Origin of the sequence: Streptomyces sp. NPDC057445, from assembly GCF_042802855.1 — a bacterium.
Taxonomy (GTDB): domain Bacteria; phylum Actinomycetota; class Actinomycetes; order Streptomycetales; family Streptomycetaceae; genus Streptomyces.
The window spans coordinates 1-15,703 of the sequence record NZ_JBHVDH010000036.1 but is presented as its reverse complement, the minus strand read 5'-3'; the positions used below and the strand labels follow the sequence as shown (position 1 = coordinate 15,703).

Here is a 15,703-nt window from a genome sequence, read left to right as displayed (position 1 = left end):
CGGCCGGGACCTCGCCGACTGCGCCCAGTCTTGTTGTGCCGCACGCTCGGACGTCTGTTTCCTTGCTCGAGAGGCCCGTTTACAGGCGAGTTCCGGCGCGATCCGTATGCCTCCCGGCGCCCCCGGCCGGGGCCGATGGTCATGCTGCCTCCGGGCGCTTCCAACCCCAGGCGGTGAGCATCCCCGGTGACAGCCCCGCGCATTGGGGGGAGCCCAGGTAGCGCACGGCATCCTCGATCTGCTCGTCGTCGACGAGACCCGTCGCCACCATGGCGGCCCGCGCGCGGTCCCAGGTGTCCGCCCAGAACCGGCTGATCGCACTGCCGGGTACGAGCGGCGGCACATGGATCTCGGCCGCGACGGGTCCGAGCCCCGCCGCGCGCAGCAGCCCGGGGTAGTGGGGCACCCGCGAGACATCGGTCCCGATGCTGTCACGCAGGCCCCGCCACATCGCTCTCATGGCCAGGGTGTAGGGCGTGACGGGTGCGGAGTCGGTCGTCAGGTCCACCGCGTCGCTGACGACCAGTACGCCGCCGGGGGCGAGCAGGCCGCCGAGCGTGGCGATCATCCGTTCCGGGGCCGGCAGGTGCATGAGCACGAAGCGGGCGTGGACCAGCTGGAAGAGCCCGGGGGAGAAGTCGTCGGCGGTGATGTCCGCCTGCAGCGAGGCAAGTCCCGGCACCGGGTGGGCCTCGAGGAACCGCACGTCGCGGTCCACGGCCAGAACCTCCGCGACGCCCGCCTCGCCGAGGAGCCGGCGCGCCACCGTGCCGGTACCCGCGCCCACCTCGAGACACCTCCAGCCCGGGCCTGCTCCCAGCAGGCGGAGCCGGGTCATGGTCGTGTCGTCGTAGGCGAGTGCCCCGAGATCGATCCGGTCGCTCTCGCCCCTGTCCTCGGGACGGAAGACCCGCTCACCGTAGCGACCCCGACCCAGGGAACCCGCGTCGTCCGAAGGCAGTGCTCCGCCACCCATGTCTCCATTGTGGCGAGCATGCGCAGACATCACCTTTCATGCGTCGCCGGGAGCTGGGACGCCCCTGGCCCCGACCGCGCCCCGGCGGTCCGGCGGCGCGCCGCGGGGCCGGTCCTGCCGGCACCACTCCGCAGGTCTCGCGCTCCGGGCCGCCCGGCAGTGGCCGATCGTTCGGGGGCGGTGTGGGGTGACCGGTCCCTCGCCTGGCATTCTGTCGGGAGTCGCGTCAACGAACTGCGAGGAACCGTGCCGCTGAACAACGGTCTGGAGATCCGCCCCCTGGCAGGTGCCGACCGGGCTGCCTGGGAGCCGCTGTGGAAGGCCTATCTGGACTTCTACGACCATGTCCTGCCGGCGAGCGTCACCGACCTGACGTGGGCCCGCTTCGGTGACCCGGCGGAGCCGATGGGCGCGTTGGGGGCCTGGGCCGACGGCGCGCTGGTCGGCATCTGTCATCACGTCCTGCACCGTTCGACGTGGGCCGCGGGTACGTACTGCTATCTGGAGGACCTGTTCACCGCGCCCACCGCCCGGGGCATGGGGGTGGGCAGGGCGCTCATCGAGGCGACGGCCGCAGCTGCCAGGGAGGCCGGTGCGGAGAAGCTCTACTGGCAGACGCACGAGGGAAATGCCACGGCGCGTGCCCTCTACGACCGGGTGGCCCGCCACGAAGGCTTCCTCGTCTACGAGCGCCCGCTCATCTGACTGAGTGGCCCTGGCGGGGCGATGTCCCCGCCGGACCGTAGGACACGGCCGGCCGGTACGAAGCCCGCGGGCACATCGATGCGCATGCGCAGGCATGAGGAAGGGGCGGCCGCGGTCGGCCGCCCCTCACTCAGCCCTTTGTGCCTTACGGCTTGGGCGTGGCGTGCGGGGTGCACGTCACGTCGCGGCTGTCCAGCTTGCCGCTGAGCAGGTAGGAATCCACCCGCTCGTTGATGCACGGGTTGACCAGACCGGTCACACCGTGCGAACCGGCGTCCTTCTCGATGATCAGACGTGAGCCCTTGAGCCGCTTGTGCAGCTCGACGGCGCCCGAGAAGGGAGTGGCGGCGTCACGGGTGGACTGCACGATGAGCACCGGTGGCAGGCCCTTGCCGGTCCGCACCTGCACCGGAGTGTGCTGCTTCGAGGACCAGGTGGCACACGGCAGGTTCATCCAGGCGTTGGCCCAGGTCATGAACGGGTGGTCCTTGTGCAGCCGGGTGTTGTCCCGGTTCCACCTCTTCCAGCTGGTGGGCCACTTGGCGTCGGCGCACTCGACTGCCGTGTAGACGGCGTTGCCGTTCTCCGCGGAGATGTTGCCCGCGGTGTCCGACAGGTCGGGCGCGGCCGCGTCGACGAGCGCCTGGGTGTCACCCGCGAGGTACTTGCTCCAGGTCGTGGCGACCGGCACCCAGGAGGAGTCGTAGTACGGGGCGCTCTGGAAGAATCCGATGAGCTCGGCCGGGCCGACAACCCCACCGAGCGGGTTCGCCTTCGCGGTGGCCCGCAGCTTGACCCACTGCTGCTCGACCTTCTCCGGGGTGTCGCCGATGTGGAAGGTGGCGTCGTTCTTGGCGACCCACGCCTTCCAGTCGTCCCATCGCATCTGGAACGCGACGTCCTGGTCCAGGTTCGCCTGGTACCAGATCTTCTCGCGCGACGGGTCGACCACGCTGTCGACGATCATGCGCCGGACATGGCCGGGGAAGAGGGTCGCGTAGACCGCACCCAGGTAGGTGCCGTAGGAGACGCCCAGGAAGTTGAGCTTCTTCTCGCCGAGGGCGGCCCGGACGACGTCCAGGTCGCGCGCGGTGTTCGCCGACGTCATGTGCGGCAGCATCCAGCCGCTGCGCTCTGCGCACCCGTCCGCGTACTCGGCCGCGAGCTTGCGCTGCGCCCGCTTGTCGGCCTCGCTGTCGGGCACCGGGTCGAGCTTCGGCGCCTTGACGAACTCCTGCGGGTCGACGCAGGAGATGGGCGTGGAGTGGCCGACGCCGCGCGGGTCGAAGCCCACGAAGTCGTAGGCCTTCGCGGCCTTGACCCACAACGGGCTCTTGTTGGTGACCCGTGCCGGGAAGCGCATCCCGGAGCCGCCGGGGCCGCCCGGGTTGTAGACGAGGGCGCCCTGGCGCTCCTCCTTGGTCCCGGTGTTGCCGATACGGTCCACAGCGATCTTGATCTGCTTGCCGTTCGGCCGCGCGTAGTCCAGCGGAACGCTGATGAAGCCGCACTGGATGGGCTTGGCAAGCCCCCAGTCCTCCGGGCAGTCCGCCCAGTCGATGCCCTTCTTGGCCGCGCGCTCAGCGGCGACCTGGACGCCGCGTGCTTCGGACCATCCGTGGCTGCGGCTTTCGGCACTGGCTGCCGGAGCCGCCATCGCACCCGCTATGAGGGTGCCCGCGACCAGAGTGCCGGCCGAGCCGAGCACTGCTGTGCGTCTCACGTAGAACCTCCCCCTGCTGTTGTGGAGTTGTACCGGGGGATCCTTTCGTGGCAGGACGGTGCGGAACAGGCCGCACTGGTGTTCTTTACCGAACCCATACCGGTGCGACAAGTACCGCTCAGCGGTGCACCTCGGCAGATGTGCTGACGAACGAGGTGCCCACCGTGCGACCGGGTGCCCGGAGTTGATGTGCCGGACGGTCCTTTCCCGATGGCCACAAGCCGGTTTCCGGCCGAGCGTCAGAACGTCGTCCGCCTCTCACACCGCCGCGCGTATCCGGTCCGCCTGTTTCGGAATGGCCCTGCCCTGCCGGGCAGGCATGACGGGGCCGTGCAGGGGCGGCGCGACGGCGCCGGCCCCTGCACGGCCCAAAGGTGCGAACAGCTCGCGATGCTTGGGTCCTTGGGCTGTACGGGCAAGGTCCGCAAGCCGTTGGCGATGAACGACTCGATGGGGTGCAGCTCGTCGGCGGGCGCGGCGAGGGCGAGTCGACGCTCCGGCGCTCTGCGAGCGACTCCCCGACGGCCGGCGACCTGCCGAACCGGCATCGAGATCGCACAGGGTGAGAGCCCCCGGGACCGACTTCCGCGCCACGCCGGTGCTTGTCCGCCCATGGCGCCAGGCCTCCCGGTGCGGCGCGGCTGTTCCGTACGGGGCAGCCGCAGCGTGAACCGTGTGGGTGTCCGTCAGGTCAGGCTGAGGCGGCCCCGCCGGCCGCCCACTGCGGCCCATGGACACCTTGCGCGCACAGGCCGCCGACATCACCGCCTCCGGCCTGGGGCGCCGACGCCCGCCCCCGGCTGCAGCGCCGCACCGTCGACCCGGATGAACTGTCTTCGCCGAAGTCCGGCGTGCCCGCCGGATGTGCACTTCGTCATCGATGAACGCGCCATCGGCGCAGCGCGGGTGAACGGTGACGCTGACGCGCTTTCACGGGTCGTGCGGAACCTGCTGGACGACGCCGTCCGGCACGCAGCCACCCGGATCGGCGTGCGGCTCGGCGTGCGCGACCGGTTCGCGTAACTGGCTGTCGCCGATGACGGGCCCGGCATCCCCGAGCCCGGTCGGCAACGCGTCTTCGGCCGCTTCACCCGCCTGGACGGCGGGCGTGCGCCAGGGACGCCGGCGGCAGTGGGCTCGGTCTCGCCGTCGTGCGCGCCTCATGGTCGCCCACCGTGGCGGTGCCCAGGTCGAGGACAACGCCCCAGGCGCGCGCCTGGTCGTCCGCCGTCCAGCCGCCGACGTCCGGCCCTCTCCCGGTCATCCGGCGACCACGCCAATGGCGCCCCGGGGCACAGGACGGGAATACGGCTGCGGTGGGTCCGGCTGTCATCAGCATGAGCACTCTGGGACTGATCGGCAGTGGACATATCGGCAGCACCCTTGCAAGGCTCGGCGTGGCTGCCGGGCTGGATGTGGTCCTCAGCAACTCACGAGGACCTGAGACCCTGGCCGACCTGGTGGCGGAGCTGGGCCCCCGCGCACGGGCCGCGACCCCCGCGGAAGCAGCCGCCGCGGGCGACTGGGTCGTGGTCACCGTCCCCCTGAAGAACTACCGCCAGGTGCCGGTGGCACCCCTGGCGGGGAAGGTCGTCCTCGACACGAACAACTACTACCCCGAGCGTGACGGACGGATCGCCGAACTGGACGCGGAGGAGACCACCACCAGCGAACTGCTCCAGCGGCATCTGCCGGACGCCAAGATCGTCAAGGCCTTCAACAACATCTTCTTCGTGCATCTGGCCACGCTGGCCAGGCCCGCGGGCGCTGCAGACCGCTCGGCATTGCCGATCGCGGGCGATGACTCAGAGGCAAAGGCCTCCGCCACCCGGCTGCTCGATCTCCTCGGTTACGACGCCGTGGACGCGGGGTCCCTGGCCGACAGCTGGCGCTTCCAGCGCGACACGCCGGCCTATGTCGTTCCCTACGCCAAGAACCCGCAGGGTCGTGGGATCTCCATGGACGACCCGGGCACGAGCGCGGACGCCGCCGCACTGCGCGCGGCCCTGGCCGAGGCCCGGCGCGGCTGAGGAGGAGCCGAGACCTCGCCCGCGAGCCGACCGCGGCCGGCGGGGGAGGTCTCGGCCCCCTGGCGGTAGCGGGATCGCACTCTCCGTAGGCCCGTCATCCCGGCGACAGCCGCCGATCAGGTGTCCGCGACGGCACGCCGCGCGGCGGTGCTGCCCTCGATGCCCCTCCGGCAGCCGCGGCCGTGGCACCACTCGTCGCTCAGCTCCCGCTCGTCGCCCCGTTCCCGGAAGAGTTCTCGGTCGTCGGGAGGTAGCGGGAGCGCATGGCGTCGCCCGCCGCGGGCCCGGCGGTGAAGACGTAGGCGCTGCTGTCGTCGACGCGGTGGCCGGTCTTCGCGTCGACGACGACGGGCTCCACCTCTTCACCGGTCGCGTGATGAACCAGGATCATGCTGCGTTCCTGGGGGGCGAGGCGGGAATTGCCCCAGGCCGCCATCGCCACGATGACCGGACGCAGCGAGCGCCCGAGTTCGGTGAGGACGTACTCGTGGCGCACGGGGTTCGTCCGGTACGGGCGGCGCTCCAGGAGCCCGTCCGCGACCAGTGTCCTGAGACGGCTGGTGAGCATGCTCGAGGAGATGCCGAGGCTCTCCTGGAACTGGTCGAAGCGGGTGTAGCCGTCGAAGGCGTCATGCAGGATCAGCAGCGTCCACCACTCACCGACGTGCTGCACCGTCGTGGACAGCGGGCATTCCCGGTCCTCCAGCCTTATCCGGCTCGCCACAGTGACCATCCCCAATGAGTTGCTGCTAAAGTCGAAGTTACTCACTTCTATTTTAGCAGTTACTGCGGGACGCACGCTCCCTGCGTGCCGACCCGGGATCGGAACCTCTCATGACGTCCCCTCTCAGCGATTCCCTCGACGGCCGGCGCGCCTTGGTCACCGGCGGCACCAAGGGTTCGGGAGCGGCCATCGCGCGCCGCCTGGAGCAGGCCGGGGCGACTGTGCTGGTGACTGCCCGCAGCAGCTCCAGGGACACGGAACCGAAGTTCTTCATCGCGGCCGACCTCGCCACCTCCGAAGGTGCGGCCGCAGTGGTGGACGAGGCTCTCGAACGCCTGGGCGGCATCGACATCCTGGTCAACACACTCGGCGGCTCCGAGGCTCCCGCCGGCGGCTTCGCCGCCCTCGACGAGGACGACTGGGCCAAGGAGCTGAACGTCAATCTCCTGGCCGCCGTCCGCCTGGACCGCGGTCTGCTGCCCGGCATGATCGAAGCCCGGAAGGGTGCGATCGTGCACGTCACCTCGATCCAGCGCCGGATGCCCCTGTGGAACGGCACCCTGGCCTACGCCGCCGCCAAGGCCGCCCTGACCACCTACAGCAAGGGCCTCGCCAACGAGGTCGCGCCGTACGGAGTGCGTGTCAACACCGTCTCGCCCGGCTTCGTGCAGACCACCGCCGCCGACGCCCTCGTCGACCGGATCGCCCAGGGCGATGGCATCACGGCCGAGGCGGCACTCCAGAAGCTGATGGACTCACTCGGCGGCATCCCGCTCGGGCGCCCCAACCGGCCGGAGGAAGTGGCGGAACTGGTGGCCTTCCTGGTCTCCGACCGCGCCGCGGCCATCGTCGGAGCCGAGCATGTCATCGACGGCGGCACCACCCCCACGGTCTGAACCCGCCCGGCAGAAACCGTCCACGCCCGGACGGAGACCGTCCGGACCCGCCCGACAGAAAGTGACCGCCATGAACGAGAACGAACCCGTCACCATCGATCCTGCCGCACTCCCCGACGTGATCACCCGATATCTGGACGCCCACCGGGAGCACGACACGGTCCGAGCCGTCACGGCCTTCACCGGCGATGCCACGGTCGTCGACGACGGCCGGACGTACGACGGCACGGAGGCGATCGAGGAGTGGCTGAACCGGTCGTCGAGCGAGTACACGTACACCATCGGTCTCACCCGCGCCCACCGGACGGACGACACCCACTTCGTCGCCACCCAGCACCTCGAAGGCGACTTCCCCGGAGGTGTCGTCGACCTGCGCTACCGCTTCAGCCTCCGCGGTGGCCGCATCGAGCGCCTCGTCATCGAACCCTGAACCTCCCGCTCCCGGGACGGGGCGGAAGGGGTGTGGGGCGTCTCACACTCGCCGCCGTACCTACTGGTCGGTATGGTCGCGGGGAGTAGTGACCGACAGGAGGACTCATGTCTGCGACCAACCGCCAGATCCGTCTGGCAGCTCGCCCTTCGGGCGTGGTGCGACCCGACGACTGGGAGCATCACTCCGCATCCGTGGAGGAGCCCGGTCCAGGCCGGTTCGCGGGCCGGACACGCGTCATCTCGCTGGACCCGGCCATGCGGGGCTGGCTCGACGACCGCCCCTCCTACCTGCCCCCGGTGGGGATCGGCGAGGTGATGCGTGCGGGGTCGGTCATCGAGGTCACCGCCTCCGATCACCCCGGCTTCCGGCCCGGGGACCACGTCGTCGGCACCTTCGGCGTCCAGGAGTACGTCGTCTCCGACGGCAAGGGCGCCCTGAAGATCGACACTTCGCTCGCCCCGCCGTCCACGTATCTCGGCGCCCTCGGCATGCCGGGCATGACCGCGTACTTCGGGCTGCTGGACGTCGGCGCTCTGAAGGACGGCGAGACCGTGGTGGTGTCCGGGGCCGCCGGCGCGGTGGGAACCATCGTGGGCCAGATCGCCAAGGTCAAGGGATGCCGGGTCGTGGGCATCGCCGGCGGGCCGGAGAAGTGCGCGCTGCTCACCGACGAGCTCGGGTTCGACGCGGCGATCGACTACCGCGCGGGCGACGTCAAGCGCGCACTGCGCGAGCTGACCCCGGACGGCATCGACGTCTACTTCGACAACGTCGGAGGGGACATCCTGGACGCGGCGCTCACCCGGCTGGCCATGCACGCACGGGTGGTGATCTGCGGTGCGATCAGCCAGTACAACAACGCGACGCCGGTCGAGGGCCCGTCGAACTACCTGTCTCTGCTCGTGAAGCGCGCGCGCATGGAGGGTTTCGTGGTCTTCGACTACGCCAAGCGCTACGCACAGGCCGCGCAGGAGATCGCAGGCTGGATCGGCGCCGGCCGGATCAAGGCCAAGGAGCACGTGGTGAAGGGCACCGTGGACGACTTCCCCGAGGCGTTCCAGATGCTGTTCCGCGGTGACAACGTCGGCAAGCTCGTCCTGGAACTGGCATGACGGCCGCCGCGAACGGGCCGACCTCTCCGCAGGGAGAGCGGACACCCCGGAACGTGGACGGAAGCGCCCCGCTGCGCGGCAAGGTCGCGATCGTCACCGGCGGCGCCAGTGGACTGGGCCGCAGCACGGCGCTGGCACTGGCCGGGGCGGGGGCCGAGGTGGTCGTCGCCGACCTCGACGTGGAGGGCGGCAGGGAGGTCGCGGATCTCGTCGGCGGCCACTTCCAGGCCTGCGACGTGGCGGACCTCGAAGCCGACCGCGCGCTGGTCGAGTTCACCGTCGAGCGCTGTGGCGGGGTCGACATCGCGTTCCTCAACGCGGGCGTGGCCACGGGGTGCGGCGTCGGAGACGACTTCGACCTCGCGCGTTACCGTCGCGCGATGGGAGCCAACCTCGACGGCGTCGTCTTCGGCACCCACGCGGTGCTGCCCGCGCTGCGGGCCCGCGGCGGCGGATCGATCGTGGCGACCGCGTCCCTGGCAGGCCTGGCCGCGGTGCCGCTCGACCCCCTGTACGCGGCGAACAAGCACGCCGTGGTGGGCCTGGCCCGCTCCCTCGGTCCGGCCCTCGCACCCGATGGGGTCCGCTTCAACGCGCTCTGCCCGGGGTTCGCCGAGTCCCGGATCATCGACCCGTTGCGCGGGATGCTCTCCGAGCAGGGCGTGCCGGTCATTCCGGCGGAAGTGGTGGCCGACACGGTGGTGCGGATCGTCACCGGCGACGGCACCGGTGAGTGCTGGTTCGTCCAGGCCGGCCGTGAGCCGGAGCCGTTCCGCTTCCGCAACGTTCCTGCGCCCGGGCGGCTCACGCACGCCTGAGCGCGCGTCCCGGCACGAGCCGGTGTCCGGGCCGATGCCCGGCGCCGGTGCGTGCCGGCCCCAGCCGGTCCTCGGCGCGGGGCCCGCCCGCACTCGCCGCCCTGAGCGGCGCTGAGCGGCCCGCCGGGGAGGCGGCCGGTCCCCTCCTGTGCGAGCCGGGAGACCGGCCCTTCTTCCCGCGGGAACGGCGTTGCGGTGGGCGGTGGTTCACTCGACGGGCGGCCCGGAGTGCGATCACCACCGAGGGGCTCGCGAGTACGTCGTGCGCCGCCTCATGCCCGAAGTTGAGTACGTGTGGACGTACGGGCTGAGTACCTCGCCCCATCTCCTGAGGCGTGCGCGTCGGTCGAATGGGAGTCATGAGTCCCGACGCCCCGCGCCGCCCCCGCATCCAGCATGTCACCGCCACGGGCACTGCCCTGGCCGCAGTCCTGCTGCCGATGGTGGTCGGCGTCCTGGTCGCGAAGTCGATGGGTGCGGACCCGCTGTCCCCGGTGAACGCCCTTGTCACCAGCGGAGGTCAGCGTGCCCGGGTGTGTCCGTCGCAGCTGCGCAGCTGCGGTCGCAGGGCCCTTCGCCGCTGGAAGCCAGAGGCCGCGCGCGTCCGCCCGACGGGACAGGGTACGGGGCGAGCCCTGCGCCGGAGGCGGCGGACTGACGCGACTGCTCCGGCCGCCACCGCCGCCTCCTGACCTCACACCCGGCTGTGCTCCGGTCCCATGACGTTGCCGGCCGGCTGCCGGCCGAGCAGTAGGCGGCGGGCATGGTCATGAGGTCGACCGCCTGGAGCGGGAACCGGTCGACGTGCCGGTCCGGGAAGAGGGCCAAGGGGTTGCCGGAGAACACCGGGCCGGACATCCGGAGTCCGACGGCGCAAGCCCAGTCCTCCGTACAGCGTCCGGAGCAGCCCGGCCCGACTGCAGCTCCTTCGGAAGAGCGAGTACACCGGTGCCGGGAGCAGGCAGAAGGCCGCCACCGCGAGGGAGAGGGCCGTCAGGATCAGGACGTTCCGTCCCTGACCCGGATCGCCGGTCCGATGCTCAGGTCTGGCACGCCCGCGGACGCCGGACCTGCGGCGGCCACTTCAGGCCTCGGCCGTGTGCCGAGGGCGGAGTGGGGAGCGGCCGGGGTCGTCGAGCTCGTCCGAGGTGGACGACAGGAGCGGCAGCCCCCGACCGTAGAGCCGAGCGAGTCGCCGCAGGTGCCTCCGGAGTCGGTGCTTGTCCGGGCACGGCGATGCCGCCGCCGGGTGCGTCCTGCCGCTCAGGACTTCGCGCCGGACGCGCCGGACGCGCCGGACGCGCCGGACGCGCCGAACGCGCCGAACGCGTCGACGCCCGTGAGCTCGGCCGAGAGCCTCCACAGGCGTGCCGCCTCCCCGGGGTCGGTCGCATAGGCGCGTACGCCGCTCGTGAGCTCACCCTCGCTCCCGGCCTCGCCTGCGGGCTCCGCGATGTCGCAGTCCTCGCAGTAGGCGCCTCCCATGCCCGCCAGCTGTGGGGAGGTGGCCGCCCACACCTGCGTCGCGGCGCCCTGCTCCGGCGTCTTGAAACCGGGGGCCACCACGTTGCCGTTCTCGTCGATCCAGCCGGCGGCGACCATCTCCTCCTTGGGAAGGTGACGCCCCAGCTCGGTGAGGATCGCGCCCGGATGAAGCGAGAAGGCTCTCACTCCGGAGTCCCGGCCCAGCGCATCGAGATGCACGGCGAAGAGCACGTTCGCCGTTTTCGCCTGCCCGTACGCCTGCCACTTGTCATAGCCGTGCTCGAACTGGACGTCGTCCCAGCGGATGCCCGAGAACTGGTGGCCTCTGGAGGACACCGACACGACGCGCGCCCCGCTTTGAGCCCCGCTTCCGGCGATCAAGGGCCAGAGCCGGTTGACGAGGGCGAAGTGGCCGAGGTGGTTGGTCGCGAACTGTGCCTCCCAGCCCGGTCCGACCCGCGTCTCCGGGCAGGCCATGATCCCGGCGTTGTTGATCATCAGGTCGATGGTGCGGCCGGAGGCGATGAAGCGCTCGGTGAAGCGACGGACGCTCTCGAGATCCGAGAGATCCAGTTCATCGACCTCCACGCCGTCGATACCACCGACAGCTTCCCTGGCGACCGCGGGACGCCGGGCGGGCACCAGGACGGCGGCGCCGGCACCGGCAAGCGCCCGTGCCGTCTCCAGTCCGAGGCCCGAATAGCCGCCGGTGACGATCGCCAGTTTTCCTGTGAGGTCGATGCCGCGCACAACGTCCTGTGCGGTGCTTCGGGCGCCGAAGCCCGATTCGATCCTGTGCTGTGGAGTTGCCATGCCTCGAACCTACGAATTGAAGTGCGCTCGAAGACAAGTCGTGGCCGGGTCGACGCCGCATCTCATCCGAATGAACGGTCGTTGTCGCCGGGGGCCTCGAACCCGGACCGCGGTGCCCGGTCGCGAACCACCGTCAACGCCCGGATGTCCAGGATCGATTCGGCGGACCGGGGCCGGGCGGCACCTGCGGAGGCAATGTGCCCGGCCCCGGACGTCGCGCGCGTGGATCAGGACTCGACGACGCCCGACTTGGCGATCGTGATCTTCGCCTTGGGGGCGCCGCTGCGCGAGCCCAGGCCCTCGATCTGCTTGACGATGTCCATGCCCTCGACGACCTCGCCGAAGACGACGTGCTTGTTGTCCAGCCAGTCGGTGACGATGGTGGTGATGAAGAACTGCGAGCCGTTGGTGTTCGGGCCCGCGTTGGCCATGGAGAGCTGGCCCGGCTTGGTGTGCTTGAGCTGGAAGTTCTCGTCGGCGAACTTCTCGCCGTAGATGCTCTTGCCGCCCGTTCCGTTGCCGGCGGTGAAGTCGCCGCCCTGCAGCATGAAGTCGGGGATGACGCGGTGGAACGAAGAGCCCTCGTAGCCGTAGCCGTGCTCGCCGGTGGCGAGCTCGCGGAAGTTCTTGGCGGTCCTGGGGACCACGTCGTCGAACAGCTCGAAGACGATCCGGCCTGCGGGCTTGTCGTCAATGGTGATGTCGAAGAAAACGTTACTCATGGCTTCATCCTGACACCCGCGGTCACAGATCTCACATCGGACCCACCGTGAGAAGGACCGGTGGGACCCCGTGACTCTCGGTCGGCTCCCCGCGAAGGCCGGAGTCGGGCCGGAAGCACCGGCCGTCGACGGATGCCCGGCAGCGCCGCTCGGGACGGGGAGAGGCCCACGGAAAAGGTTCTTCCAGGAGTCGGCATCGGTCCGGCCGAGTGCCGGTTCCATCGCGCCGGCTGCCGGGGCAGGGTCCTGGAGCGGTGCAGCGGTGCAGCGGTCGCTGCCGGTGTCCGGAAGGCGCGCCGCGACCGCACGGCGGCGTCCGGGGACGGCGGCACGGCTCGTGGTCGGCCGTCGCGATCCGTGGACGTGGCAGGCCCATGCCGAGAGGTCGCGTCGCACCTGTCGGGACCAGGTCCGCCGGAACGGACGGGAAGCGGTGCCGGAGCGAGCGGCCCCGCCGATGGCGGGCGTCTTCCCACCGGTGGTGTCCACACGTGCGCTCGTAGCGCATAGTCTGGCTCGTGCAGCTGGTTCGCCCTGTCCGCCAGGCAGGCGCGTCGTAAGAGGGAACCCGGTGGGAATCCGGGACTGCCCCGCAGCGGTGAGTGGGAACGACCGCCGTCATACGCACTGGGCCCGCCCGGGTCCGGGAAGCGACGGCCAGTAGGTGTCCGCCGGGAGACCGGCAGATGTGCCCGCGAGTCCGAAGACCTGCCCGTTGCCCGCACGCGACGTACGCGCGCGGAGATCCCGGTGACCTCGAGGGCGGGTTGGGAGCACCCCGGACGAAAGTCCGGGGAGTACACACCAGGTGGCGGCAGCAACACCGGCCGCCCGGTGCGCCGTTCCTTCGCGCTCTCGACCTGTCCCGGGGTCATATCGGAGACATGCTCGCGAAGGAGAGTTCCGTGACCAGCAAGTCAGCGACCGTGGACGCACGGGCCACCGTGTACGGCTATCCCCGGCAGGGGCGCAACCGGGAACTGAAGAAGGCGATCGAGGGCTACTGGAAGGGCCGCGTCACCGCCGACGCCCTCCGGGACACCGCGTCCGCACTGCGCCGGGCCAACTGGCGGCAACTGACCGAAGCCGGCGTCCACGAGGTGCCCACCGGCGACTTCTCGTACTACGACCACGTTCTCGACACCAGCGTGATGCTCGGCGCGATCCCCGAGCGCCACCGGGCCGCCGTCGCCGCGGAACCCCTGGACGGCTACTTCGCCATGGCTCGCGGCACGCAGGACGTGGCCCCGCTCGAGATGACCAAGTGGTTCGACACCAACTACCACTACCTGGTCCCGGAGCTCGGCCCCGACACCGACTTCTCCGCCGACTCCACCCAGCAGGTCGCCCAGCTGGCCGAGGCGCTCGCGCTCGGTCTCACCCCGCGCCCCGTGCTCGTCGGGCCGGTCACCTATCTGCTGCTGGCCAAGCCCGCCCCCGGCGTCCCCGCGGACTTCGAGCCGCTGACCCTGCTGGACCGTCTGCTTCCGGTGTACGCCGATGTGCTGTCGGACCTGAAGGCCGCGGGCGCCGAGTGGGTGCAGCTTGACGAACCCGCACTCGTTCAGGACCGCACCCCCGCCGAGCTGAACGCCGTCGCCAGGGCGTACCGGGACCTCGGCGGACTCGAGAACCGGCCGCGTCTGCTGGTCGCCTCCTACTTCGACCGGCTCGGTGAGGCACTGCCGGTCCTGGCCAGGACCCCCGTCGACGGCCTCGCGCTCGACTTCACCGGTCCGGCCGCCGCCAACCTCGACGATCTCGCCGCGGTCGGCGGGCTGCCGGGCAGGCGCCTGGTCGCCGGCGTGGTGGACGGCCGCAACATCTGGATCAACGATTACGAGAAGTCCCTCACCACCCTCGCCACCCTGCTGGGCCTCGCGGGCCAGGTCGATGTCGCCGCCTCCTGCTCGCTCCTCCACGTTCCGCTGGACACCGCGGGCGAGCGGGACATCGACCCGCAGATCCTGCGCTGGCTGGCATTCGCCAGGCAGAAGAGCGCGGAGATCGTCACGCTTGCCAAGGGCCTGACCCAGGGCACCGACACGATCGCCGCCGAACTCGCCGCCAACCGGGCCGATCTCGCCTCCCGGGCCGGCTCCGCGATCACCCATGACCCGGCCGTACGGGCCCGGACGGCGGCCGTCACCGACGTCGACGGACGCCGCGCCCAGCCGTACGCCGAGCGGACCGCGGCGCAGCGCGCCCATCTCGGCCTGCCGCTGCTGCCGACCACCACCATCGGCTCGTTCCCGCAGACCGTTGAACTGCGGTCCGCCCGCGCCGACCTGCGCGCCGGCCGGACCGACACCACCGGCTACGAGAAGCGCATCAGGGCCGAGATCGCGGAAAACATCGCCTTCCAGGAGAAGGCCGGGATCGACGTCCTGGTGCACGGCGAGCCTGAACGCAACGACATGGTGCAGTACTTCGCCGAACAGCTGACGGGCTACCTCGCCACCCAGCACGGCTGGGTCCAGTCGTACGGCACCCGCTACGTCCGCCCGCCGGTCCTCGCCGGCGACATCTCCCGCTCCGGGCCGATGACCGTGCGCTGGACCTTGTACGCCCAGTCGCTCACCGACCGGCCGGTCAAGGGCATGCTCACCGGCCCGGTCACCATGCTCGCCTGGTCCTTCGTCCGCGACGACCAGCCGCTCGGCGACACCGCACGCCAGGTGGCGCTGGCCCTGCGCGACGAGGTCACCGATCTGGAGTCCGCGGGCACGTCGGTCATCCAGGTCGACGAACCGGCCCTGCGCGAGACCCTCCCGTTGCGGGCTGCCGACCGGCCCCGCTATCTGGACTGGGCGACAGAGGCGTTCCGCCTCACCACCGGCGGCGTCCGGCCCGGCACCCAGATCCACACGCACATGTGCTACGCCGAGTTCGGCGACATTCTCCAGGCGATCGAGGACCTGGACGCCGATGTCATCAGCCTGGAAGCCGCCCGGTCCCATATGCAGGTCGCCGGTGAACTCGCCACGGCGGGCTACCCGCGGGAGGTCGGACCGGGCGTGTACGACATCCACTCACCCCGCGTACCGGCCGCTGACGAAGCGGCAGCCCTGCTGCGCAAGGGACTTGAGGCGATCCCGCCGGAGCGGCTGTGGGCCAACCCCGACTGCGGCCTGAAGACCCGCGGCTGGGCCGAGACGAGGGCCTCGCTGGAGAACCTCGTCGCGGCGGCGCGCACCGTCCGCGCGGAGCTGCGGAGCTGATGGCCGGCGGCTCCTGATTCCCCACCGGGCCGGGGTGGGGCGCCG

General features: G+C 70.9%; 15 protein-coding genes and 1 riboswitch. Of the genes, 9 read left to right on the top strand and 6 right to left on the bottom strand.

What is annotated here, in order from left to right:
• Nucleotides 1-139: 139 nt before the first annotated feature.
• The gene (locus tag ACFU5O_RS35975; protein ID WP_384246876.1) at nt 140-976 is read right to left on the bottom strand and encodes a class I SAM-dependent methyltransferase; all 837 of its coding nucleotides are present in this window, start codon (nt 974-976) and stop codon (nt 140-142) included.
• A gap of 246 nt (nt 977-1,222) precedes the next feature.
• On the opposite strand from ACFU5O_RS35975, the gene ACFU5O_RS35970 reads away from it, so the two are divergent.
• Entirely contained in the window at nt 1,223-1,681 is a 459-nt protein-coding gene (locus tag ACFU5O_RS35970; protein WP_384246874.1) for a GNAT family N-acetyltransferase, read from the top strand.
• Nucleotides 1,682-1,826: 145 nt separating this feature from the next.
• Here ACFU5O_RS35970 and ACFU5O_RS35965 read toward each other — a convergent pair whose 3' ends face one another.
• On the bottom strand, nt 1,827-3,404 hold the full coding sequence (locus ACFU5O_RS35965; protein ID WP_384246872.1) for an alpha/beta hydrolase: 1,578 nt from the start codon (nt 3,402-3,404) through the stop codon (nt 1,827-1,829).
• Between the two features lie 864 nt (nt 3,405-4,268).
• Between ACFU5O_RS35965 and ACFU5O_RS35960 the strand changes: the two genes are divergently transcribed.
• Complete coding sequence (locus ACFU5O_RS35960) at nt 4,269-4,427, top strand: hypothetical protein (protein ID WP_384246869.1); 159 nt, start codon at nt 4,269-4,271, stop codon at nt 4,425-4,427.
• 64 nt (nt 4,428-4,491) lie between these two features.
• On the opposite strand, the gene ACFU5O_RS35955 is transcribed toward ACFU5O_RS35960, so the two are convergent.
• Nucleotides 4,492-4,668, bottom strand: a complete 177-nt coding sequence (locus tag ACFU5O_RS35955; protein WP_384246867.1) for a hypothetical protein — start codon at nt 4,666-4,668, stop codon at nt 4,492-4,494.
• A gap of 52 nt (nt 4,669-4,720) precedes the next feature.
• On the opposite strand from ACFU5O_RS35955, the gene ACFU5O_RS35950 reads away from it, so the two are divergent.
• Entirely contained in the window at nt 4,721-5,434 is a 714-nt protein-coding gene (locus ACFU5O_RS35950; protein WP_384246865.1) for an NADPH-dependent F420 reductase, read from the top strand.
• Between the two features lie 199 nt (nt 5,435-5,633).
• Here ACFU5O_RS35950 and ACFU5O_RS35945 read toward each other — a convergent pair whose 3' ends face one another.
• Entirely contained in the window at nt 5,634-6,167 is a 534-nt protein-coding gene (locus ACFU5O_RS35945; RefSeq protein WP_384246930.1) for a winged helix-turn-helix transcriptional regulator, read from the bottom strand.
• Nucleotides 6,168-6,268: 101 nt separating this feature from the next.
• On the opposite strand from ACFU5O_RS35945, the gene ACFU5O_RS35940 reads away from it, so the two are divergent.
• The 5 genes from ACFU5O_RS35940 (at nt 6,269) to ACFU5O_RS35920 (ending at nt 10,109) form a co-directional block, all read left to right on the top strand.
• Complete coding sequence (locus tag ACFU5O_RS35940) at nt 6,269-7,054, top strand: SDR family oxidoreductase (RefSeq protein ID WP_384246863.1); 786 nt, start codon at nt 6,269-6,271, stop codon at nt 7,052-7,054.
• 70 nt (nt 7,055-7,124) lie between these two features.
• Nucleotides 7,125-7,484 (top strand): nuclear transport factor 2 family protein, encoded by a 360-nt coding sequence (locus ACFU5O_RS35935; RefSeq protein WP_384246860.1) that lies wholly within the window; start codon nt 7,125-7,127, stop codon nt 7,482-7,484.
• Nucleotides 7,485-7,591: 107 nt separating this feature from the next.
• The gene (locus ACFU5O_RS35930; RefSeq protein WP_384246858.1) at nt 7,592-8,599 is read left to right on the top strand and encodes an NADP-dependent oxidoreductase; all 1,008 of its coding nucleotides are present in this window, start codon (nt 7,592-7,594) and stop codon (nt 8,597-8,599) included.
• A gap of 53 nt (nt 8,600-8,652) precedes the next feature.
• Nucleotides 8,653-9,417 (top strand): SDR family NAD(P)-dependent oxidoreductase, encoded by a 765-nt coding sequence (locus ACFU5O_RS35925; RefSeq protein WP_384246856.1) that lies wholly within the window; start codon nt 8,653-8,655, stop codon nt 9,415-9,417.
• A gap of 359 nt (nt 9,418-9,776) precedes the next feature.
• Nucleotides 9,777-10,109 carry a hypothetical protein gene (locus ACFU5O_RS35920; RefSeq protein ID WP_384246854.1) on the top strand — a complete coding sequence of 111 codons (333 nt, stop codon included), beginning with the start codon at nt 9,777-9,779 and terminating at the stop codon, nt 10,107-10,109.
• 571 nt (nt 10,110-10,680) lie between these two features.
• Here ACFU5O_RS35920 and ACFU5O_RS35915 read toward each other — a convergent pair.
• The gene (locus ACFU5O_RS35915; protein WP_384246852.1) at nt 10,681-11,715 is read right to left on the bottom strand and encodes an SDR family NAD(P)-dependent oxidoreductase; all 1,035 of its coding nucleotides are present in this window, start codon (nt 11,713-11,715) and stop codon (nt 10,681-10,683) included.
• 227 nt (nt 11,716-11,942) lie between these two features.
• Nucleotides 11,943-12,437 (bottom strand): peptidylprolyl isomerase, encoded by a 495-nt coding sequence (locus ACFU5O_RS35910; protein ID WP_384246850.1) that lies wholly within the window; start codon nt 12,435-12,437, stop codon nt 11,943-11,945.
• A gap of 508 nt (nt 12,438-12,945) precedes the next feature.
• A riboswitch (cobalamin riboswitch) is annotated at nt 12,946-13,168 on the top strand.
• Between the two features lie 174 nt (nt 13,169-13,342).
• On the opposite strand from ACFU5O_RS35910, the gene metE reads away from it, so the two are divergent.
• Nucleotides 13,343-15,658 (top strand): 5-methyltetrahydropteroyltriglutamate--homocysteine S-methyltransferase, encoded by a 2,316-nt coding sequence (gene metE, locus ACFU5O_RS35905; protein WP_384246847.1) that lies wholly within the window; start codon nt 13,343-13,345, stop codon nt 15,656-15,658.
• Nucleotides 15,659-15,703 lie beyond the last annotated feature (45 nt).